This is a genomic window from Pseudomonas oryzihabitans (assembly GCF_032027545.1).
Taxonomy (GTDB): domain Bacteria; phylum Pseudomonadota; class Gammaproteobacteria; order Pseudomonadales; family Pseudomonadaceae; genus Chryseomonas; species Chryseomonas oryzihabitans_F.
Genome location: NZ_JAVSJB010000015.1, coordinates 21,983 through 39,998 on the forward strand (window position 1 = coordinate 21,983; position 18,016 = coordinate 39,998).

Here is an 18,016-nt window from a genome sequence, read left to right on the forward strand (position 1 = left end):
CTTGGGATGACGCGTCCCTGGTGGCTGATAGACGTCCCCTGGCGAGGTCTGGCTCACTTCTTTCGAAGCTCACAGTGGCGCGACCGCGCCGGATTCTCACCGGCTTCTCGCCAAGGGATCTGAGGGGTCGCCGACGGTAGGCCAGCGGCGACAAGGTTTCAAGCACTAAATGTTACTTTATAACAATTCCGGATCGTACCAGCGTGGCGTATAGACCCATTCACCACCATCGGCCCGCGGAAAGCGGCGGGTATGGCTGGAGCCGAGGATCACCAGGGTGCGCGAATCCACCATCTCGCTGCGCAGGGCGCCGAGGCTGGTGTACTCGAGACCGCCACCGGGACGACCGACATCGCGGCCGAGGATCACCGGGGTGAGCGCCGGACGGCAACTGCGCAGGACGTCCAGCGCCCGGTCCAGCTGGTGCGGACGGGCCTTGGAGATGGGGTTGTAGAAGGCCATGGCCAGGTCCGCCGCGGCGGCCTGGCGCAGGCGCTGCTCGATCACCGACCAGGGCTTGAGATTGTCGGACAGGGAGATCAGGCAGAAGTCGTGGCCCAAGGGCGCCCCGGCCAGGGCGGCACTGGCCATGGCCGCGGTGATGCCCGGCAGGATCTCCAGTTCCACCGCCGCCCAGCGCGGGTCGTCGGCACCTTCCAGCACCTCCAGCACCGCGGCGGCCATGGCGAAGACACCGGGGTCGCCCGACGACACCATGACCACCTGGCGACCGCTGGCGGCCAGTTCGAAGGCATGGCGGGCGCGCTGCAATTCTTCGCGATTGTCGCTGGCATGGGCCAGTTGGTCCGGGCGCAGTGGGCCGGCCATCTTCACGTAGGTCGCGTAGCCGAGCACGTCCTGGGCCTGGTCCAGGGCGCGACGCACCACCGGTGCCAGGAGGTCGGCCGCACCGGGACCGAGGCCCACCACGCTGAGGCGTCCGCGAGGTTGGCCGAGGCGGTCGATCTCCAGCGGCGCCGGGTGCAGATACAAGGCGACACCCTCCTCCTGGGCTCGCATCACGGCCTGCCCAGCAAATTCAGGGGTGGTATTATTAACGAAGCGCAGTGGCAGGCTCAGGGCGTCGGCCAGCGCGGCCAGGCGCAGGTCGGTCATGTCCTCGGCGCGCGCCAACAGTCCTGCCATGGCGCCCGGGGCATAGCCGGCGCGGGCGAGTCGCTCGCTGACCGTGGCAGCGCTGGCATCGGCGCGCACCGCCACCAGCACGGCACGGGGATGGATCAGGAGGGTGTGGTCGTCGGTACTGGCCAGCGGCGAGACCAGGATGCGCTGGCGAGCGGCGGGATCACGCGCCAGGGGTACCTCGTCCAGCCAGGGCGCCTCGCCCTCGATGCGCACCGGTTCACCGGCCAGCAGATCGGCCACCCGGTGCTTGGCCACGTCGACGTCGGCCAGGGCATAGCCGACCGGCGGATCGAGCAGGCAGGTGCCGAATCTCAGCTCGCCACTGGTGGTAATGGCCGGGGCCACGTCCAGCAAGGTACTCAACTGACGGGCCAGGCGATTGGCGCCGGCCAGGCCGCCCAGCAGCGGCACCACGGCGCTGCCGTCCTCGGCCACGGCCAGCACCGGCGGCTCGGCGGTCTTGTCGTCCAGTAGGGGCGCCAGGGTACGGATGACGATGCCGGCGGCGCAGAGCACCACCAACGGCCGCTGCTGGCGATAGAGGTCACGCAGGTGGTCGCCGAAGGCACTGTAGCTGACATCGCCCTCGACCCGGCCGGTGAGGCCGTGCACCAGGCTGCCCGGCAGGCCGGCCTGCAAGCGGCGGGCAGTGGCCAGGGCGCCGGGTCCGAGGATGACGATGGCCGGGCTCAACCCTTCCATTTCACCCCCGGCACCACCACCAGCGAGAAATAGGGCGAAGCCATAGGCTCGACCTCGTCCAGCGCGATGATGCGCTGGTTGTCCATGGTGGCGCGCTCGATATAGCGGGCGCGCTGGTCCAGGCCCAGGTCACGCAGGACTTGGCGCACCTTGTCGAAGTTGCGGCCAAGCTTCATCACCACGGCGGCGTCGGCGCTGTGCAGACGCGCCTTGAGCTCGTCCGCGGAGAGCACCCCGGAGAGCACCGTGAGGGTCTGGTTGCGATAGACCAGCGGCAGGCCGAGCATGGCCACGCCGCCGAGCATGGAGCAGACCCCCGGCACCACCTGGGCCTCGTAGCGCTCGGCCAGGCGGTCGTGCAGGTACATGTAGGAACCGTAGAAGAAGGGATCACCCTCGCAGATCACCGCCACGTCGCGGCCGGCGTCCAGATGGTCGGCCACCTGGGCGGCAGCGGTGTCGTAGAAGTCGGCGATCACCGTCTCGTAGGACAGCGGCGGCGCCAGCCTCTCGGTGGTCACCGGATAGACCAACGGCAGGCGCTGCTGGCCGTCCAGCAGATAGCCCTCGATGACGCCATAGGCATTGCCGCCCTGGCCGACGTTGGCCTTGGCCTTGGCGACGAAGTAGGCCACCACCGGCGCGCCCTGTAGCAGCCGCAGGGCCTTGAGGGTGATGAGTTCCGGATCGCCCGGGCCAACGCCCAGGCCGAGCAGGCGGCCAGCCATCACTCCACCTCCGTGGCCAGGGCATTGACCGCCGCGGCGGCCATGGCACTGCCGCCCCGGCGGCCGCGGACGATGACGTAGGGCACGCCACGGCTGTCGGCGGCCAGGGCGTCCTTGGACTCCCTGGCGCCGACGAAGCCCACCGGCATGCCGAGGATCAGCGCCGGCTTGGGCGCCCCGGCGTCGAGCATCTCCAGCAGATAGAACAGTGCGGTGGGGGCGTTGCCGATCACCACCACGCTGCCGGCCAGGTAAGGCCGCCAGCGCTCCAGGGCCACCGCCGAGCGGGTGTTGCCCCGCTCGATGGCCAGCTCACGGATGCCCTCGTCATGCAGGGTGCAGATGACCCGGTTATCCGCCGGCAGCCGGGTGCGGGTGACGCCCTCGGCGACCATGCGCGCATCGCAGAGGATGGGCGCGCCGGCCGCCAGGGCCGCGCGACCGGCTGCGCCGGCACCCGGGGAAAAGGCCAGGTCCTGGACCACGTCGACCATGCCGCAGGCGTGGATCACCCGCACGGCGAGCTTTTCCAGGTCGGCGGGGACGGCCGAGAGATCGGCCTCGGCGCGGATGGTGGCGAAGGATTGGCGATAGATCGCCTGGTCGTCGCGTTCGTATTCAAGCATCACTAGGGCTCCGGGCCAGCCAGGCGGCGGCCTCGTCGAGAGAAAGGTGGGTGGCGCGCCGCTGGCCCGGACCGGGCTGGGTGGCGTCACGCACGAAGAGGTCATAGCGGCCGGGAGCCACCGCCAAGAGGGTGTGGGGTGCCTGGCCGGCCAGGGCGCAACTGCGTGGGCAACCGGAGAGATGCACCTCGACGTCCGCGGGCAGCCGTTCGGCCAGGCGCAGGGCATCGCCCTTGGTGTCGGCCTGGCCCTTGGCGCAGCCTGAGCTGCCGGTGCAGGCGATCAGCCGGGCCAGGGGCGCGACGGGATCGGTGGTCAGGTCCAAGCTGGCCAGGGCCGTGAGCAGCTCGGGCGCCTGGTCGACAGGCACATCGGGTAGCAGCAGGCCCTGCCAGGGGGTGAGGTGCAATTCACCGTTGCCCAGTCGCTCTGCCAGGTCGGCGACCCTGGCCAGGCTCGTGGCTGGCAATCGCCCCAGGGCGGGTTGGGCGCCAATCCAATGGAAGCCGGCTTGGCGCTGCGGATGACTACCCAGGCGCTGCGCGGTTGCGGCCGGCACGCGTGGGCTGGGCGGAACCGGCAGCAGGTCCAACCCCGCCAGCAGTTCCTCGGCCGGATGCTGCGCCAGCAACTGGCGCATGCGGTGCTGCTCGGAGTTGGCCAGGTCGAGGAAGCGATGCAGCAGCAGCGCCATTGTCGCTACCTCGCGCCCCAGTGGAATCAGGCCCAGAGGCCCATCCAGCGGAGTACCGGCAAGCCCGAGCGCATAGCCTTCAGGGCACGCCGACAGCCAGACATCATGGGGATGGTCGAGCCGGGCCAGGGCTTCGCCGCCGTCCAGTTGTAGGGCGAACTTGGGCGACAGGCCATGCAGCCGGCGATCGCCTTCCAGCAGGGCGAGCAGGTCGGTAGCCAGGGGGCGGACGTCGCGCACCTGTTGCGGATCACGGCCCGCGGCGGGGCTGAGCAGCAGATTGCGCACGTCGTCGGCGGCCGGATCGGCTGGCCCCAGACCAGCGCCTTGCAACTCGGCCACCAGGGCCTCGGCCCCTTCCGGGCGCACGCCACGCAATTGCAGATTGGCTCTGTTGGTCAGCTCCAGCACGCCGCTGGCCCAAAGCTCGCTGGCAGTGGCGATGGCCCGCGCCTGGACGGCCGTCAGCCGGCCACCCGGCAACTTCACCCGGCACAGGCCACCATCGCGCGCGGGCACGATGCGCAGCAATCCCGGACAGGCCGAGGGCCGCGAGACGGTGGCGGAGGAGGACGGAGGATTCACAGGCGGAGGTCGGGCTGGACGGAGAAAGCCGCTATTATGCCCGCTTTGGCCGACCCCTTGAAAACGCCCGGTCGGCAGACGTTCGATGAGGTTTGTTCATGATTCCCTGGCTGACCGTGGTGGGTATCGGCGAAGACGGCTACCCAGGCCTCGGCAAGCAGGCCCGCCGCGCCCTGCTGGAGGCGCAGGTCGTCATCGGCGGCCCGCGCCACCTGGCCCTGCTGCCCCCCTGTATCCGCGCCAACCGCGAGCCCTGGCCGCAGCCCTTCGCCCTGGCCCCGGTGCTGGCCCGCCGCGGCACCCCGGTGTGCGTGCTGGCCAGCGGCGACCCCATGCTGTTCGGGGTCGGTGCGAGTCTTTCGCGCCAGTTGTCGGCCGACGAATTGCAGGTACTGCCAGCCCCCTCCTCCTACTCCCTCGCCGCCGCCCGACTGGGCTGGCCATTGCAGGAGGTGGCGCTACTGTCGGTGGTGGCCCGACCCCTGGCCGCCGTGGTGCGCCATCTGCATCCTGGTGCACGGTTGCTGGTGCTGAGCAATGACGGCCGCAGTCCCGCCGCCCTGGCCGCCCTGCTGGTGGAGCAAGGCTTCGGCGCCAGCCAGCTGCAGGTGCTGGAGCACCTGGGCGGCCCCCTGGAAAGACGGATCGCCGGCCGGGCCCAGGACTGGTCGTTGGCGGAAGCAGCCGCGCTCAATCTGGTCGCCATCGAGGTCCTGAGCGAGACCGGTGAGCCCGGTCTGCCGCTCACCCCCGGTCTACCAGACAGCGCCTATCGTCACGACGGTCAGTTGACCAAGAGAGACGTGCGCGCCGTGACCCTGGCGCGCCTGGCACCGCGACCGGGCGAACTGCTGTGGGACGTGGGCGCCGGCTGTGGCTCCATCGGCATCGAATGGGCACGCAGCCATCCCCGCTGCCGGGTGCTGGCCATCGAGGCCGACGCCGGACGCCAGGCCTATATCCTCCATAACCGCGATCACCTCGGCGCGCCCGCGCTGCAGCTGGTGGCCGGCCCGGCGCCGGAGGCCCTGGCCGGCCTGGCCAGCCCGGACGCCATCTTCATCGGCGGCGGCCTCACCGCGCCCGGGGTGCTGGACGCCTGCTGGGCCGCGCTGAAGCCCGGCGGACGCCTGGTCGCCAATGCCGTGACCCTGCAGACCGAGGCCGCCCTGGTGACCTTTCGCGAGCGCCACGGCGGCGACCTGACCCGCCTGCAGGTTGCCCAGGCCCAGCCGCTGGGCGCCTTCGACACCTGGCGCGCGGCGCTGCCTATCACCCTATTGGAGGTGGTCAAGTCGTGAATGTTGGTCTTGGCCCCCTCACCCCAGCCCTCTCCCCGTGGGGAGCGGGGGTGGTTGGATACGCCCTTTTCATCCATGAAGGTAGTGAGCGGCGCCTTGCCCCCTCACCCCAACCCTCTCCGCGTGGGGGAGAGGGGGTGGTTCGGTGGAGGGTTGGACGTCTGGCGTCCGGGCTGACGCCCACTGCGCTGCTCAACAGCGAGACTAGCCGTCCTGCTCCCCGACTCGACGCCAAGCACCGCTCTCCCTCCCCTCTCCCTCCGGGAGAGGGGCCGGGGGTGAGGGCGCGCCATGCCTAACCAAACCCTCGGCGCCCTGCTGGGAGCAACCCGGTGAAGATCCTCCTGCTCGGCGGCACCACCGAGGCCCTGGCCATCGCCCGCACGCTGCCGGCGGACGCCCTCTACAGCCTGGCCGGCCTCGGTCGCGTACCCCAGGACCTACCCTGCCCGGTGCGGGTCGGTGGCTACGGCGGCGCCGAGGGGCTGGCCGCCTTTCTTCGCCGTGAAGGCATCGACCTGCTGCTGGACGCTACCCATCCCTACGCCGCCCGGATCAGCGATAACGCCGCCCAGGCCGCGACCCGTGCCGGCATCCCCTGCTGGGCGCTACGCCGCCCCGGTTGGCAGGCCGGACCGAACGACGACTGGCGCGAAGTGGCCGACTGGACCGAGCTGCAGGCGGTCCTGGCACCCTTCGTCCGCCCCTTCTTCACCCTCGGGCGCGAACCCCTGGAACACCTGGGCGAGATCCCCGCCCAGCAGTTCTGGACCCTGCGCCTGCTCGACGACCACCCCGGTGCCGAGCGGGCGAGGATCATCGCCGACCGTGGCCCCTTCGCCCTGGAAGCCGAGCGCACGCTCTTCGCCGAGGGTGACTTCGACGTACTGATCAGCAAGAACAGCGGCAGCGCCGCTACCCAGCCCAAGCTGCAGGTGGCCCGCGAGCGTGGCCTGCCGGTGCTGATCCTGCGCCGCCCCGCTCTGCCCACCGTCGACCGTGAATTCGCTGGCGTCGCCGACCTGCTCGCCGCTCTCGCCGAGGAAACCCCATGACCGTCCATTTCATCGGCGCCGGCCCCGGCGATCCCGACCTCATCACCGTCAAGGGCCAGCGGCTGATCCGCCAGTGCCCGGTGATCCTCTATGCCGGTTCCCTGGTGCCGCCCGCGGTGCTGGAGGGTCATGGCGCCGAGACGGTGATCGACACCGCCCACCTGGACCTGGATACCATCGTCGGTCACCTGGCCGCCGCCCACGCCCGCGGCCAGGACGTGGCCCGGGTGCACTCCGGCGATCCCTCGCTGTACGGCGCCATCGGCGAGCAGATCCGCCGCCTGCAGGCACTGGGCATTCCCTACGCGATCGTCCCTGGCGTCACCGCCACCGCCGCCTGCGCCGCCCTGCTGGGCTGCGAACTGACCCTGCCCGGCGTCAGCCAGACGGTGATCCTCACCCGCTATGCCAGTCGCACGGCCATGCCGGAAGGCGAGGCGCTGGCCGACCTGGCGCGGCATCGCGCGACCCTGGCCATCCACCTCGGCGTCGGCCAGCTGGAGCGCATCGTCGCCGACCTCCTGCCGCACTATGGCCCCGCCTGCCCGGTGGCCATCGTCCACCGCGCCAGCTGGCCGGACCAGGACAGCGTCCGGGGCACCCTGGCCGACATCGTCGAACGGGCAAGTGACAAGGACTTCCGCCGCACGGCGCTGATCCTGGTCGGCGAGGTGCTGGCGCCGGGAGACTTCCAGGATTCCAAGCTGTATCGGCAGGGGCCGGGGTAGCCACCTTTGGGCTTATCGCGGCCATGGGCCGCTCCTACAAAAGCACCATGCTCTGTAGGAGCGGCCCATGGCCGCGATAGGCCGGGACCTCAATACCCCGCCCCACCCTCGCCACCGCTGACGATGGCCACCCCTGAACTGGTCCCCAGGCGGGTCGCGCCGGCCTCCAGCATGGCCAGGGCCGTGGCGCGGTCACGCACGCCACCGGAGGCCTTCACCCCCATTTCCGGCCCCACCTCTTCGCGCATCAGCCGCACGTCGTCCAGGGTCGCACCGCCATGGCCGAAACCGGTGGAGGTCTTGACGAAAGCCACCCCGAGATCGCGACAGATCCGGCAGGCCTGGCGCTTCTGCTCATCGTCGAGCAGACCGGTTTCCAGGATCACCTTGAGCGGCACCTCACCACAGGCGGCCAACACCTCGGCGATGTCGGCGGACACCTCGTCCAGCAGGCCATCCTTGAGCCAGCCGATATTGAGCACCATGTCGATCTCCCCGGCCCCGGCGGCAATGGCCTGCTCGGCCTCGAAGGCCTTGGCCGCGCTCAACCCGGCGCCCAGCGGAAAGCCCACCACCGCGCAGACCTTGACGGCACTGCCAGCCAGTTGCTCGGCCGCATAGGGGACCTGGCCGGAATTCACGCACACCGAATAGAAGCCGTGGGCCTGGGCCTCGGCGCACAGCTGGGCGATGCGCGCGCGACTGGCATCGGCGGCGAGCAGGGTGTGATCGATATGGGACGCGAGCGAAGCGGCATCGAGCTGCATGGAAACCTCCAGGGAGTGGAGGCTGCAGTATGGACGCCCGGCCCCGGTACGGCGACCGGGACCAGGCGTGCCTTCATCAGTGGAACAGCTCGGCAATGAACACCGCGCCGATGAAGGTACCGAAGCTCGCGGTCAGGGACACTACCACGATGCGCCAGCCGAGGCGGCGGAAGGCGGGGATGTCCTTGGCGATGGACAGGCCAGCGAAGGCCAGCATGGGGGTGATCACCGCCAGCACCCCGACGCTGTTGGAAGCGGCGGTGATCTGCGGCGCCAGCGGGCACCAGGGCGAGGTGAGGAACATGGCCACCAGCGACACCCAGCACACCGCCGGCACCTTGCGGCGGAACAGTTGGCAGAGCAGCTCGCCGACGAAGGCCGCGGCGATCAGCAGCGCCGCGGCGGTGAAGGCGGCCGCCGGCAGTGCCTTGGTGGCCACGAAGGTGCTCAACAGGGCCAGGGCGGCAGCGGCCAGCCAGGCACTCAGGCGTCCCGACCAACCCAGTTCCACCGGCTCGTCCACCACCGTCTCATCCACCGCGCTCTGGCTGAAGGACGCCCTGGTGGTACGGCCGATGCGCGGCTCCAGGACCCGATAGCCCCAGACCGCCAGTGGCAGGGAGATGAACAGGGTGAAATAGGTGCCCAGGGTGGTGGTGATCAGGTTGGCGGCGGCGGCCAGCGCCATGACCTGCTTGGCCACCTCGGGGGTCTGCTGGGCAGCCACCGCACCGGCCGCGGCGGCCATGATGCTGCCCGAGCCGATCCCGGAGCCCATGGCCAGGGAATAGGGATGGAAGAGGTTGAGGCTGGCGATGAAGCCGGCCACGATGGCCATGAACACGGCGCCGATCAGGGTGCCGGTGAGGTACTCGGCGAGCACGCCACGCCCTTCCGGGGAATCCATGCCGTAGCGTTCGCCGATGATCGCCAGGCTCGGCTCGCGACCCACCGAGAAGGTGGCGCCGATGGCCTCGCGCTTGATGCCCAGCAATAGCGCCACCGGCAGGCCGAGCAGGATGGTGCCGACGAAATGCCCCAGCTCCTGGAAGGCCAGCGCCCAGCCCGCGGCGATCACCGTGGGCAGCGAGCCACCCACCACCAGGCCGAGCTTGGCGATGAAGATCAGCAGGGCGTATTGCAGGATGGCCGCCGAGCGCACCTGGGCCGCGCGGCCGATGGCCATGCCCTGGGGCAGGCGCTTGCTGGCCAGGCCGACGGCGGCGCCCAGCAACAGTGCCCAGATCATCGGCAGCAGGACCACCTTGCCCGGCCCCAGCGGAATGCTGATGGCGCCGACCAGCTCGGCGATCAGCAGCGCTACCGCCGCCCAGACATAGAGTTTCACGGTATCGCTGACCGCGCGGTCCTGGCCGACGGCCAGAGTCGGATGGGCACTCATTCTTCCCCCTGCGGCCCACTCGTGGGCTCGGTTGTAGGTATGGTTGGCAGACGCAAGCGCTATGGCTCGCTGGGCAGAAGCGAAGGCTCCACGAGGGAGCATGACCCGGCCGTTCTAGAGCGGCTGGTCGAGGTCGCACGGAGGTTTGCCAGCGGCGCAAGCGCCGGGGAGAACGCCGTCTTCCAACGGATATTCCGCCGCTCTGGGCCTCTAGGTCGCGGGCCTCGTCCAGGCCGGGGCGGCCGTGGTTTGGACCGAGTATGGACAGCGCCCTGTTCTCTCTCCAATACTGGAAATGGCCTTTTCCGTTGCCTTTACGAGAATACACGGATGCGTGGAATTCACGAACAGCGCTTGCATTATTTCGTCGAGGCGGTGCGTCTGGGCAGCGTACGCGCTGCCGCCGACGCCCTGGACATCGCCCCTTCCGCGGTCAGCCGGCAGATCGCCCAGGTGGAGGCGGAACTGGGCGTCGATCTCATCGAAAGACACCGCCGCGGCATCACCCCGACCGAGGCCGGCCGCCTGGTGCTGGACTATTTCCGCCAGCGCCAGACCCAGCTCGACGGCCTTAGAGACGCCATCGCCGACCTTCAGGGGCTGCGTACCGGCAACGTGGTGCTGGCCATCGGCGAGGGCTTCATCGGCGATCTGTCGTGCAGCCTGGGCGAATTTTCCGCGCGGCATCCGGACATCGAGGTAAGGGTCAACGTGGTGGGCACCAACGAGGTGATCCGCCAGGTGGTGGAGGACGAGGCGCACCTGGGACTGGTGTTCAATCCACCGCGCGATCCCCACCTGCGGGTGCACGGCAGCCGGGCACAGCCGCTCTATGCGCTGGTGGCCCCGGAGCATCCGCTGGCCGAGGCGCGAGGCCCGGTGAGCCTGGACGAACTGGACCGGCACCGCCTGGCGCTGCCGGAGATTTCCTACGGCATCCGCCAGATGCTCGATGCCGTGGAGCAGGCCGCCGGCCAGCGCCTGGCACCGACGCTCACCTGCAATACCTTCGCCCTGCTCAAGCACTATGCGCGCGAAGGCGGTGTGACCCTGCTGCCGCTGTTCGCCGCCACCCAGGAGCTGGATAGCGGCGCCCTGCGCGCCCTGCCCCTGGCCGATCCGGGCTTCGCCCGCGCCCACGTCGAGCTGGTCACCCGCCTGGGGCGCAAGCTCAGCCGCGCCGCGGACGAACTCAGAGCGAGCCTGGTGCAGCAGATGACTGCCTTTCGCTGAGCCGCCACTGAAGCGGTCCCTAAAGGGGCAGTTCCTGACGCACCAACTCCGCCCATAGCCTGACCGCCGGCTCGATGATGGTGTCATTGAAGTCGTAGGCCGGGTTGTGCAGCGGCGCCGAGGGCTGCTCGCCGTCGACACCCAGCCAGAGATAGGCCCCCGGCCGTGCCGCCAGCATGAAGGCGAAGTCCTCGGAAGCCATGGACGGCGGTACGCCGTCGCTGACCCGCTCGGCACCGAAGGCCTTCACGGCAGCCTCGCGTACTCGCGCCGCCTGGGCGGCATGGTTCCGGGTCACCGGATAGCCCCGGGTGAATTCCAGTTCTCCGCGCACACCCTGGGCCAGTGGCGCCTGGGCGACGATCTCGCCGATCAGCCGCTCCACCTCGGCGCGCACCGCGCCATCCAGGCAACGCACCGTGCCCTTGAGCCGCGCCACCTCGGGGATGACGTTGATCGCCTCCCCCGCTTCCATCATCGTCACACTCACCACCGCGGACGCCAGCGGCGAAATGCGCCGGGCGACGATGGTCTGCAGCTGCAGGATCAGATCCGCCGCCGCGACGATGGGATCGCGCCCGCGCTCGGGCATGGCCGCGTGGCAACCCTGGCCGGTCAGGGTGATGGCGAAGGTGTCCAGGGAGGCCATCATCGCCCCCGGATTGACCACCACCTGCCCGGCCGGCAGTCCCGGCCAGTTGTGCAGGCCATAGATGGCATCCATCGGGAAGCGCTCGAACAGGCCCTCCTCGATCATCCGCTGGGCACCGCCGAGATTCTCCTCGGCAGGCTGGAAGACGAAGTAGACCGTACCGCGGAAGTCACGGCTTTCGCTCAGGTGGCGGGCCGCGGCCAGCAGGATGGCAGTGTGGCCGTCATGCCCACAGGCGTGCATGCGCCCGGCGGCGGTGGAACGGTGGGGAACGTCACCCACCTCCTGCATCGGCAGGGCGTCCATGTCGGCGCGCAGCCCCAGGCTGGGGCCCTCGCCATGGCGCAATACCCCGACCACGCCGGTGCCGCCGAGGCCACGATGGACCTCCAGGCCGAAGCCTTCGAGCAGTTCGGCCACCCGTGCCGCGGTGCGGTGCTCGGCGAAGCCCAGCTCGGGATGGGCATGGAAGTCGCGCCGCCAGCGGCGGGCATCGTCCAACAGGGCTTGGTGGATAGTCATTCGTTACTCCAGGCTGGCGCCGTAGCCGAAGCTGGCGGCGGGCACGGCCGCGGTTTCCACCCAGACGCTCTTCACCTCGCTGTATTCGCGCAGGGCGTCGAGACCGGAGGAACGGCCATAGCCGCTCTCGCCGTAGCCGCCGAAGGGCGAGCTGACGTGGATGGTCTTGTAGCCGTTGACCCAGAAGGTGCCGGCGCGTACGCCGCGGGCCACCCGGTGGGCGCGACCGACATCGCGGGTCCAGACCGCGCCGGCCAGGCCGAAGCGACTGTCGTTGGCGAGGCGGATGGCCTCGGCCTCGTCCTTGAACGGAATGGCCACCACCACCGGCCCGAAGATCTCTTCCTGGGCGCAGGCCAGGCCGTTGTGGCCGGCCAGCACCGTGGGGTTGACGTAGTAGCCGGTCCCGGCCGGCAGCGGCTCGACGCCATTGGCCACGTGCCGGGCGCCCTCGCCCAGGGCACCTTCCACCATCCGCCGCACATGGGCGAATTGCTTGGCATTGTGGATCGGGCCGATCTGGGTCTCGGGATCGCTGGGATCGCCGACCTTGAACTGGCTGGCGGCGCGGGCCACCGCCTGGATGAAGCGTTCGTAGACGGATTCCTGCACCAGCAGTCGCGAACCGGAGACGCAACTCTGGCCGGCGCCGGAGAAGATCGCCGCCTGGGCGCCGCGCACGGCCAGGTCCAGGTCGGCGTCCTCGAAGACGATGTTGGCCGACTTGCCGCCCAGCTCCAGTACCACCGGGATGCAGCGCTGGGCCGCGGCGGCGGCGATGTGGCGGCCGGTGGCCGGCGAGCCGACGAAGACCACCTTGCGGATATCGGCGTGGGCGATCACCTGCTGGCCGACGGTATGGCCCTGGCCGGCGAGGACGTTGACCAGGCCCTTGGGCGCACCGGCGCGTTCCACCAGCACGCCGAGCAGCAACGAGGTCACCGGGGTCAGTTCGGACGGCTTGAGGATCACCGCATTGCCGGCGGTGATGGCCGGGGCGATCTGCCAGCCACCGGTAAAGATCGGCGCGTTCCAGGGAGTGATCTGCAGCACCGTGCCCAGGGGTTCGTAGGTCACGTAGTTGAGGTGGCTGGTGGGCACCGGGATGACTTCGCCGTGCAGCTTGTCGGCCCAGCCGGCGTAGTACTCGAACATCTCCGCGACCTTGAGCACCTCGACGCGGGCATCGCGGATCGGCTTGTTGGCGGTCTGGGATTCCAGCTGCGCCAGGACCTCGGCCTCTTCGCGGATTAGCGCCCCTACCTTATAGATGATGCGCCCGCGCGCCTGGGCGGTCAGGGACCGCCACTCCTCGCGCGCCCGGCGGGCGGCGGCATCGGCGCGCTCGACCACGGCGAGGTCGGCATCGGGATAGCTATAAGCGGGGCTGTCGTCATGGGCGTTGCGCACGGTGATCCGCTCGCCACTGCCGTCGACGAAGGCACCGTCCACAAAGCTTGCGACCTGCTGGCGGTCGCCCCAGAAGGGCTTGAGCAATTCCAGCGTCTTGGCGTTCATCATGATCATTCCCCCTTGCCGAACAGGTCTTCGCTGGTGCGTCGGGCGATGGCGCAGAAATCCTCGCCATCGGCCAGGGTCTCGGCACTGGCCGCCCAGGCCTGGGCGGTGGCCGTGGCCAGTGGCAGGTCGAGGCCGAGTTCGGCGATGAGGTCGCGTGCCAGGCCCACGTCCTTGCGCATCAGGCCCATGGTGAAACCGGAGTCGTAGGCCTTGTTCAGTACCCAGGTGGGGAACATGGCCTGGCTGGCGGCGCTGCGGCCGGAACCGGCGTTGATGCCTTCGATCAGCTTTTCCGGGGCCACGCCAGCGCGTGCGGCCATGGTCACCGCCTCGGCGGTGGTGATCAGGTGCGCCGCGGCCAGCAGGTTGTTGGCGATCTTGGCGATGTTGCCTGCGCCCACGGCACCAACGTGCACCCGGGTCGCGCTCATGGCTTCCAGCACCGGCAGCGCCGTGGCCAGAGCCGCTTCGCTACCGCCGATGACCATGGTCATGGTGCCGGCCGCGGCACCGGCCGGACCGCCGGAGACCGGGGCATCGAGGAAGTCGGCGCCGACCTCGGCGAAGGCCGCCGCCACCCGGCGGCTGGTCTCGGGGGTGGAGGTGGTGGTGTCGACCACCACGGTGCCGGGCCGCACGCGGCTGACCAGGCCCGCCTCGCCCAGGCACACGGCCTCGACGTGCTCGGCCTTGGGCAGCGACAGCACGATGACGTCGCTGCTGGCGGCCAGGGCGGCCAGGTCGCCGGCGACGGCCACGCCCTGGGCGGCGACCCGCTCGCAGGCCGCGCTGGAGGGGTCCAGCCCGATGACCGGCACGCCCTTGCGCGCCAGGGTGATCGCCATGTTACCGCCCATGTTGCCGAGTCCGATGACCCCGACCTGCCTGCCCATGCCCTGTTCCTCTCTTCGCGGATGACGGTCGACCGGCACTCTGGCCAGCCCTTGAGATCGAGTATGGGAGGCGCCTGGCATCACCACCAATACGGCATTCGGTCTTTCGTGTTGCGCGAAAGGCAACGGATAAACTCTCGGCACCAGCATCGTGCAAAGCCCGACAAGCGTGCATAGACAAGCCCCAAAGTGGTGCGCACCGCTGTTCCTGAACACTCGGTCAGGCCAGTCGCCACCAGCCGCCACGCGCTCGCCCGCCCGCTGGCACAAATCCTGAAATGGCGTCTGCCGGGCCCCGAGCCCAGTCCAACAACAGCGCACGTCGCCAGGAGCCATTCGCATGAAGCGCCGCCCCCTACTGAAGACCACCCTCGCCGCCAGCGCCCTGCTCATGAGCGGCCTGTTTCCCTGGAGCGCCGCCCACGCCGCAGACACCATCAAGGTCGGCATCCTGCATTCGCTCTCCGGCACCATGGCCATCTCCGAGACCTCGCTCAAGGACATGGCGCTGATGACCATCGACGAGATCAACGCCAAGGGCGGGGTCCTGGGCAAGAAGCTCGAACCCGTGGTGGTCGACCCGGCCTCCAACTGGCCGCTGTTCGCCGAGAAGGGCCGCCAGCTGCTGACCCAGGACAAGGTCGCCGTCACCTTCGGCTGCTGGACCTCGGTGTCGCGCAAGTCGGTCCTGCCGGTCTTCGAAGAACTCAACGGCCTGCTGTTCTACCCGGTGCAGTACGAAGGCGAGGAAATGTCGCCCAACGTCTTCTACACCGGCGCCGCGCCGAACCAGCAGGCCATCCCGGCGGTGGAATACCTGCTGAGCGAAGACGGCGGTGGCGCCAAGCGCTTCTTCCTGCTGGGCACCGACTACGTCTACCCGCGCACCACCAACAAGATCCTGAGATCCTTCCTCCACAGCAAGGGCATCCAGGACAAGGACATCGAAGAGGTCTACACCCCCTTCGGCCACAGCGACTACCAGACCATCGTCGCCAACATCAAGAAGTTCTCCGCCGGCGGCAAGACCGCGGTGGTCTCCACCATCAACGGCGACTCCAACGTGCCCTTCTACAAGGAACTGGGCAACCAGGGCCTGAAGGCCACCGACGTGCCCGTGGTGGCCTTCTCGGTGGGCGAAGAAGAACTGCGCGGCATCGACACCAAGCCGCTGGTGGGCCAGCTGGCCGCCTGGAACTACTTCGAATCCCTGGATAACCCGGCGAACAAGAAGTTCGTCGAGGCCTGGAAGGCCTACGCCAAGGCCAAGAACCTGCCCAACTACCAGACCGCCGTGACCAACGACCCCATGGAAGCCACCTACATCGGCATCCACATGTGGGCCCAGGCGGTGGAAAAGGCCGGCAGCACCGACGTCGACAAGGTTCGCGTGGCCATGGCCGGCCAGACCTTCGCCGCGCCGGACGGCTACACCGTGAAGATGGACGAGAAGAACCACCACCTGCACAAGCCGGTGATGATCGGCGAAGTCCAGGAAGACGGTCAGTTCAACGTCGTCTGGCAGACCGAGGGCCCGGTCCGCGCCCAACCCTGGAGTCCCTACATCCCCGGCAACGACAAGAAGTCCGACGAACCGGTGAAGAGCGGCAAGTAACGGGCCGCCCTCACCCCCGGCCCCTCTCCCAAGGGGCGAGGGGAGCAAGACCGGCAGCTCCGAGCTCCGGGGTGAGGCTGCTCTTTCCCCCTCTCCCTCTGGGAGAGGGCTGGGGTGAGGGTAGCGCCCCGCTCCGTCCTCTCCCTGCGGGAAAAGCCGGGGTGATGGCCGCCAGGCACCCGGCACCAGAAACGAGGCCAGCCGCGCCGCACGCTCCACGTCGCTGCGCCGGAGCCTTTACCTTTAGACGAGGCCGCGCATGTTCCTACGCCTTTTCCTCCTGCCCCTGCTGTTGCTGCTCGCCGGCACCGTCCAGGCCGGCCCCGCCGCCGACCTCGCCGCCGCCAGCGCCAGCGACCAGGCCAAACTCCTGCAGGACTGGGCCGCCGCGCCCGATCCCGCCCAGCTCCCGGTGCTCCAGGCACTGCAGGACGGTCGCCTCTACGTCGACGACGCCAAGCGTCCCTTCTACAAGACCGGCGACACCTTCGCCGCCGCCGAAGGCGAGACCGCCGCGCCCGCCGGCACGCCCAAGCAGATCCGCCTGAACAACCGCCTGCGGGTGCTCATCGGCGCTGCCCAGGCCAGTGGCGGCCTGCTCTCCAGTGACGCCACCCAGCGCCTGGCCGCCGCCCAGGCGCTGCGCCAGGAGGCCAAGCCCGAACAGCGGCCCTTCCTGGAAAAACGCCTGCAGACCGAAGCGGACAAGGACGTGAAGGCCGCCCTCGCCGCCGCCCTGGCCAATCTGCAACTGACCGATCCCGACCCCGCGGTGCGCCTGGCCGCGGTGCGCCTGCTCGGCGAATCCGGCGAGCCCCAGGCCAAAACCCGCCTGCAGGCCCTGCTCGACCCCGCCGTGGAAGCCAACGAAGACGTCCGCAAGGCCGCCGCCACGGGCCTTGCCCAGGTAGACCGCAAGCTGCTGCTGGGCGATCTACTCGGCCAGGCCTTCACCGGGCTGTCGCTGGGCTCCATCCTGCTGCTGGCCGCCCTGGGCCTGGCCATCACCTATGGCCTGCTCGGCGTCATCAACATGGCCCACGGCGAGATGCTGATGCTCGGCGCCTACACCACCTACGTGGTGCAACTGACCCTGCAGCGCCTGGCGCCCGAGTGGCTGGCCTGGTATCCACTGTTGGCACTGCCGATGGCCTTCCTGGTCACCGCCGCCATCGGCATGGCCCTCGAACGCACCGTTATCCGCCATCTCTATGGCCGGCCGTTGGAAACCCTGCTGGCCACCTGGGGCATCAGCCTGATGCTGATCCAGGCGGTACGGGTGCTGTTCGGCGCCCAGAACGTCGAGGTGGCCAACCCGGCCTGGCTGTCCGGCGGCATCCAGGTGCTGCCCAACCTACTGCTGCCGTGGAACCGGGTGATCATCCTCGGCTTCGTGGTCTTCGTGCTGGTCCTGACCTGGACCCTGCTGAACAAGACCCGCCTGGGTCTCAACGTGCGCGCCGTGACCCAGAACCGCAACATGGCCGCCTGCTGTGGCGTGCCCACCGGGCGTATCGACATGCTCGCCTTCGGCCTCGGCTCCGGCATCGCCGGCCTCGGCGGCGTGGCCCTGTCGCAGATCGGCAACGTCGGCCCCGACCTCGGCCAGAGCTACATCATCGACTCCTTCCTGGTGGTGGTGCTGGGCGGCGTCGGCCAACTGGCCGGCAGCGTGCTGGCGGCCTTCGGCCTGGGCATCCTCAACAAGATCCTCGAACCCCAGATCGGCGCCGTGCTGGGCAAGATCCTCATCCTCGGCCTGATCATCCTGTTCATCCAGAAACGGCCCCAGGGCCTGTTCGCCCTCAAGGGGAGGGTCATCGATTGAACCAGCCACTCGCGCTTA

The 18,016-nt window shown here is 69.4% G+C and carries 15 protein-coding genes and 1 riboswitch; of the genes, 6 read left to right on the forward strand and 9 right to left on the reverse strand.

The window, feature by feature from the left end:
- Positions 1-22: 22 nt before the first annotated feature.
- Positions 23-161, reverse strand: a riboswitch (cobalamin riboswitch).
- A gap of 16 nt (positions 162-177) precedes the next feature.
- Genes cobJ through cobG form a run of 4 tightly spaced genes read right to left on the reverse strand, consistent with a single transcriptional unit; the run spans position 178 to position 4,481 of the window.
- Entirely contained in the window at positions 178-1,848 is a 1,671-nt protein-coding gene (cobJ, locus tag RND78_RS20515) for a precorrin-3B C(17)-methyltransferase (RefSeq protein WP_312731751.1), read from the reverse strand.
- Positions 1,836-2,576 (reverse strand): precorrin-2 C(20)-methyltransferase, encoded by a 741-nt coding sequence (locus RND78_RS20520; protein WP_312731753.1) that lies wholly within the window; start codon positions 2,574-2,576, stop codon positions 1,836-1,838. The genes cobJ and RND78_RS20520 overlap by 13 nt, the downstream gene beginning before the upstream one ends.
- The gene (locus RND78_RS20525; protein ID WP_312731754.1) at positions 2,576-3,202 is read right to left on the reverse strand and encodes a precorrin-8X methylmutase; all 627 of its coding nucleotides are present in this window, start codon (positions 3,200-3,202) and stop codon (positions 2,576-2,578) included. Before RND78_RS20525 ends, RND78_RS20520 begins: the two co-directional genes overlap by 1 nt.
- Positions 3,195-4,481 (reverse strand): precorrin-3B synthase, encoded by a 1,287-nt coding sequence (cobG, locus tag RND78_RS20530; RefSeq protein WP_312731755.1) that lies wholly within the window; start codon positions 4,479-4,481, stop codon positions 3,195-3,197. Before cobG ends, RND78_RS20525 begins: the two co-directional genes overlap by 8 nt.
- 98 nt (positions 4,482-4,579) lie before the next feature.
- On the opposite strand from cobG, the gene cbiE reads away from it, so the two are divergent.
- From cbiE to cobM, 3 genes are all read left to right on the forward strand, one after another.
- A complete protein-coding gene (gene cbiE, locus RND78_RS20535) occupies positions 4,580-5,782 on the forward strand; it encodes a precorrin-6y C5,15-methyltransferase (decarboxylating) subunit CbiE (RefSeq protein ID WP_312731756.1) in 1,203 nt (400 codons plus the stop codon).
- A 332-nt stretch (positions 5,783-6,114) separates the two neighbouring features.
- The gene (locus tag RND78_RS20540; protein ID WP_312731757.1) at positions 6,115-6,837 is read left to right on the forward strand and encodes a cobalt-precorrin-6A reductase; all 723 of its coding nucleotides are present in this window, start codon (positions 6,115-6,117) and stop codon (positions 6,835-6,837) included.
- Positions 6,834-7,565 (forward strand): precorrin-4 C(11)-methyltransferase, encoded by a 732-nt coding sequence (gene cobM, locus RND78_RS20545; protein WP_312731758.1) that lies wholly within the window; start codon positions 6,834-6,836, stop codon positions 7,563-7,565. Before RND78_RS20540 ends, cobM begins: the two co-directional genes overlap by 4 nt.
- A gap of 89 nt (positions 7,566-7,654) precedes the next feature.
- On the opposite strand, the gene deoC is transcribed toward cobM, so the two are convergent.
- Both deoC and RND78_RS20555 read right to left on the reverse strand, forming a co-directional pair.
- Positions 7,655-8,332, reverse strand: coding sequence for a deoxyribose-phosphate aldolase (deoC, locus tag RND78_RS20550; RefSeq protein WP_312731759.1), 678 nt, complete (start codon positions 8,330-8,332; stop codon positions 7,655-7,657).
- A gap of 76 nt (positions 8,333-8,408) precedes the next feature.
- Complete coding sequence (locus RND78_RS20555) at positions 8,409-9,734, reverse strand: DUF3100 domain-containing protein (RefSeq protein WP_312731760.1); 1,326 nt, start codon at positions 9,732-9,734, stop codon at positions 8,409-8,411.
- A 330-nt stretch (positions 9,735-10,064) separates the two neighbouring features.
- Here RND78_RS20555 and RND78_RS20560 point away from each other — a divergent pair, with 330 nt between their 5' ends.
- Entirely contained in the window at positions 10,065-10,967 is a 903-nt protein-coding gene (locus tag RND78_RS20560; protein WP_312731762.1) for a LysR family transcriptional regulator, read from the forward strand.
- Between the two features lie 19 nt (positions 10,968-10,986).
- Here the strand turns inward: RND78_RS20560 and RND78_RS20565 are convergent, their stop codons facing one another.
- From RND78_RS20565 to RND78_RS20575, 3 genes are read right to left on the reverse strand one after another with little or no spacing between them, the layout of a single operon-like run.
- Positions 10,987-12,141 (reverse strand): M20 aminoacylase family protein, encoded by a 1,155-nt coding sequence (locus RND78_RS20565; RefSeq protein WP_312731764.1) that lies wholly within the window; start codon positions 12,139-12,141, stop codon positions 10,987-10,989.
- Positions 12,142-12,144: 3 nt separating this feature from the next.
- Positions 12,145-13,662 carry an aldehyde dehydrogenase family protein gene (locus tag RND78_RS20570; protein ID WP_312731765.1) on the reverse strand — a complete coding sequence of 506 codons (1,518 nt, stop codon included), beginning with the start codon at positions 13,660-13,662 and terminating at the stop codon, positions 12,145-12,147.
- A gap of 2 nt (positions 13,663-13,664) precedes the next feature.
- Positions 13,665-14,594, reverse strand: a complete 930-nt coding sequence (locus RND78_RS20575) for an NAD(P)-dependent oxidoreductase (RefSeq protein ID WP_409457089.1) — start codon at positions 14,592-14,594, stop codon at positions 13,665-13,667.
- A gap of 301 nt (positions 14,595-14,895) precedes the next feature.
- Here RND78_RS20575 and urtA point away from each other — a divergent pair, with 301 nt between their 5' ends.
- The gene (gene urtA / locus RND78_RS20580; protein WP_312731768.1) at positions 14,896-16,170 is read left to right on the forward strand and encodes an urea ABC transporter substrate-binding protein; all 1,275 of its coding nucleotides are present in this window, start codon (positions 14,896-14,898) and stop codon (positions 16,168-16,170) included.
- A gap of 259 nt (positions 16,171-16,429) precedes the next feature.
- Positions 16,430-17,998, forward strand: coding sequence for an urea ABC transporter permease subunit UrtB (urtB, locus tag RND78_RS20585; protein WP_312731770.1), 1,569 nt, complete (start codon positions 16,430-16,432; stop codon positions 17,996-17,998).
- Positions 17,999-18,016: the final 18 nt, after the last annotated feature.

Bases quoted from the DNA above. Each gene is read 5' to 3' on its own strand.
- RND78_RS20555 (WP_312731760.1), bottom strand. From the start codon at position 9,734: ATGAGTGCCCATCCGACTCTGGCCGTCGGCCAGGACCGCGCGGTCAGC.
- deoC (WP_312731759.1), bottom strand. From the start codon at position 8,332: ATGCAGCTCGATGCCGCTTCGCTCGCGTCCCATATCGATCACACCCTG.
- RND78_RS20565 (WP_312731764.1), bottom strand. From the start codon at position 12,141: ATGACTATCCACCAAGCCCTGTTGGACGATGCCCGCCGCTGGCGGCGC.
- cobJ (WP_312731751.1), bottom strand. From the start codon at position 1,848: ATGGAAGGGTTGAGCCCGGCCATCGTCATCCTCGGACCCGGCGCCCTG.
- RND78_RS20525 (WP_312731754.1), bottom strand. From the start codon at position 3,202: ATGCTTGAATACGAACGCGACGACCAGGCGATCTATCGCCAATCCTTC.
- RND78_RS20560 (WP_312731762.1), top strand. From the start codon at position 10,065: ATGCGTGGAATTCACGAACAGCGCTTGCATTATTTCGTCGAGGCGGTG.
- RND78_RS20570 (WP_312731765.1), bottom strand. From the start codon at position 13,662: ATGATGAACGCCAAGACGCTGGAATTGCTCAAGCCCTTCTGGGGCGAC.
- cobM (WP_312731758.1), top strand. From the start codon at position 6,834: ATGACCGTCCATTTCATCGGCGCCGGCCCCGGCGATCCCGACCTCATC.
- cbiE (WP_312731756.1), top strand. From the start codon at position 4,580: ATGATTCCCTGGCTGACCGTGGTGGGTATCGGCGAAGACGGCTACCCA.
- RND78_RS20520 (WP_312731753.1), bottom strand. From the start codon at position 2,576: ATGGCTGGCCGCCTGCTCGGCCTGGGCGTTGGCCCGGGCGATCCGGAA.
- urtB (WP_312731770.1), top strand. From the start codon at position 16,430: ATGTTCCTACGCCTTTTCCTCCTGCCCCTGCTGTTGCTGCTCGCCGGC.
- urtA (WP_312731768.1), top strand. From the start codon at position 14,896: ATGAAGCGCCGCCCCCTACTGAAGACCACCCTCGCCGCCAGCGCCCTG.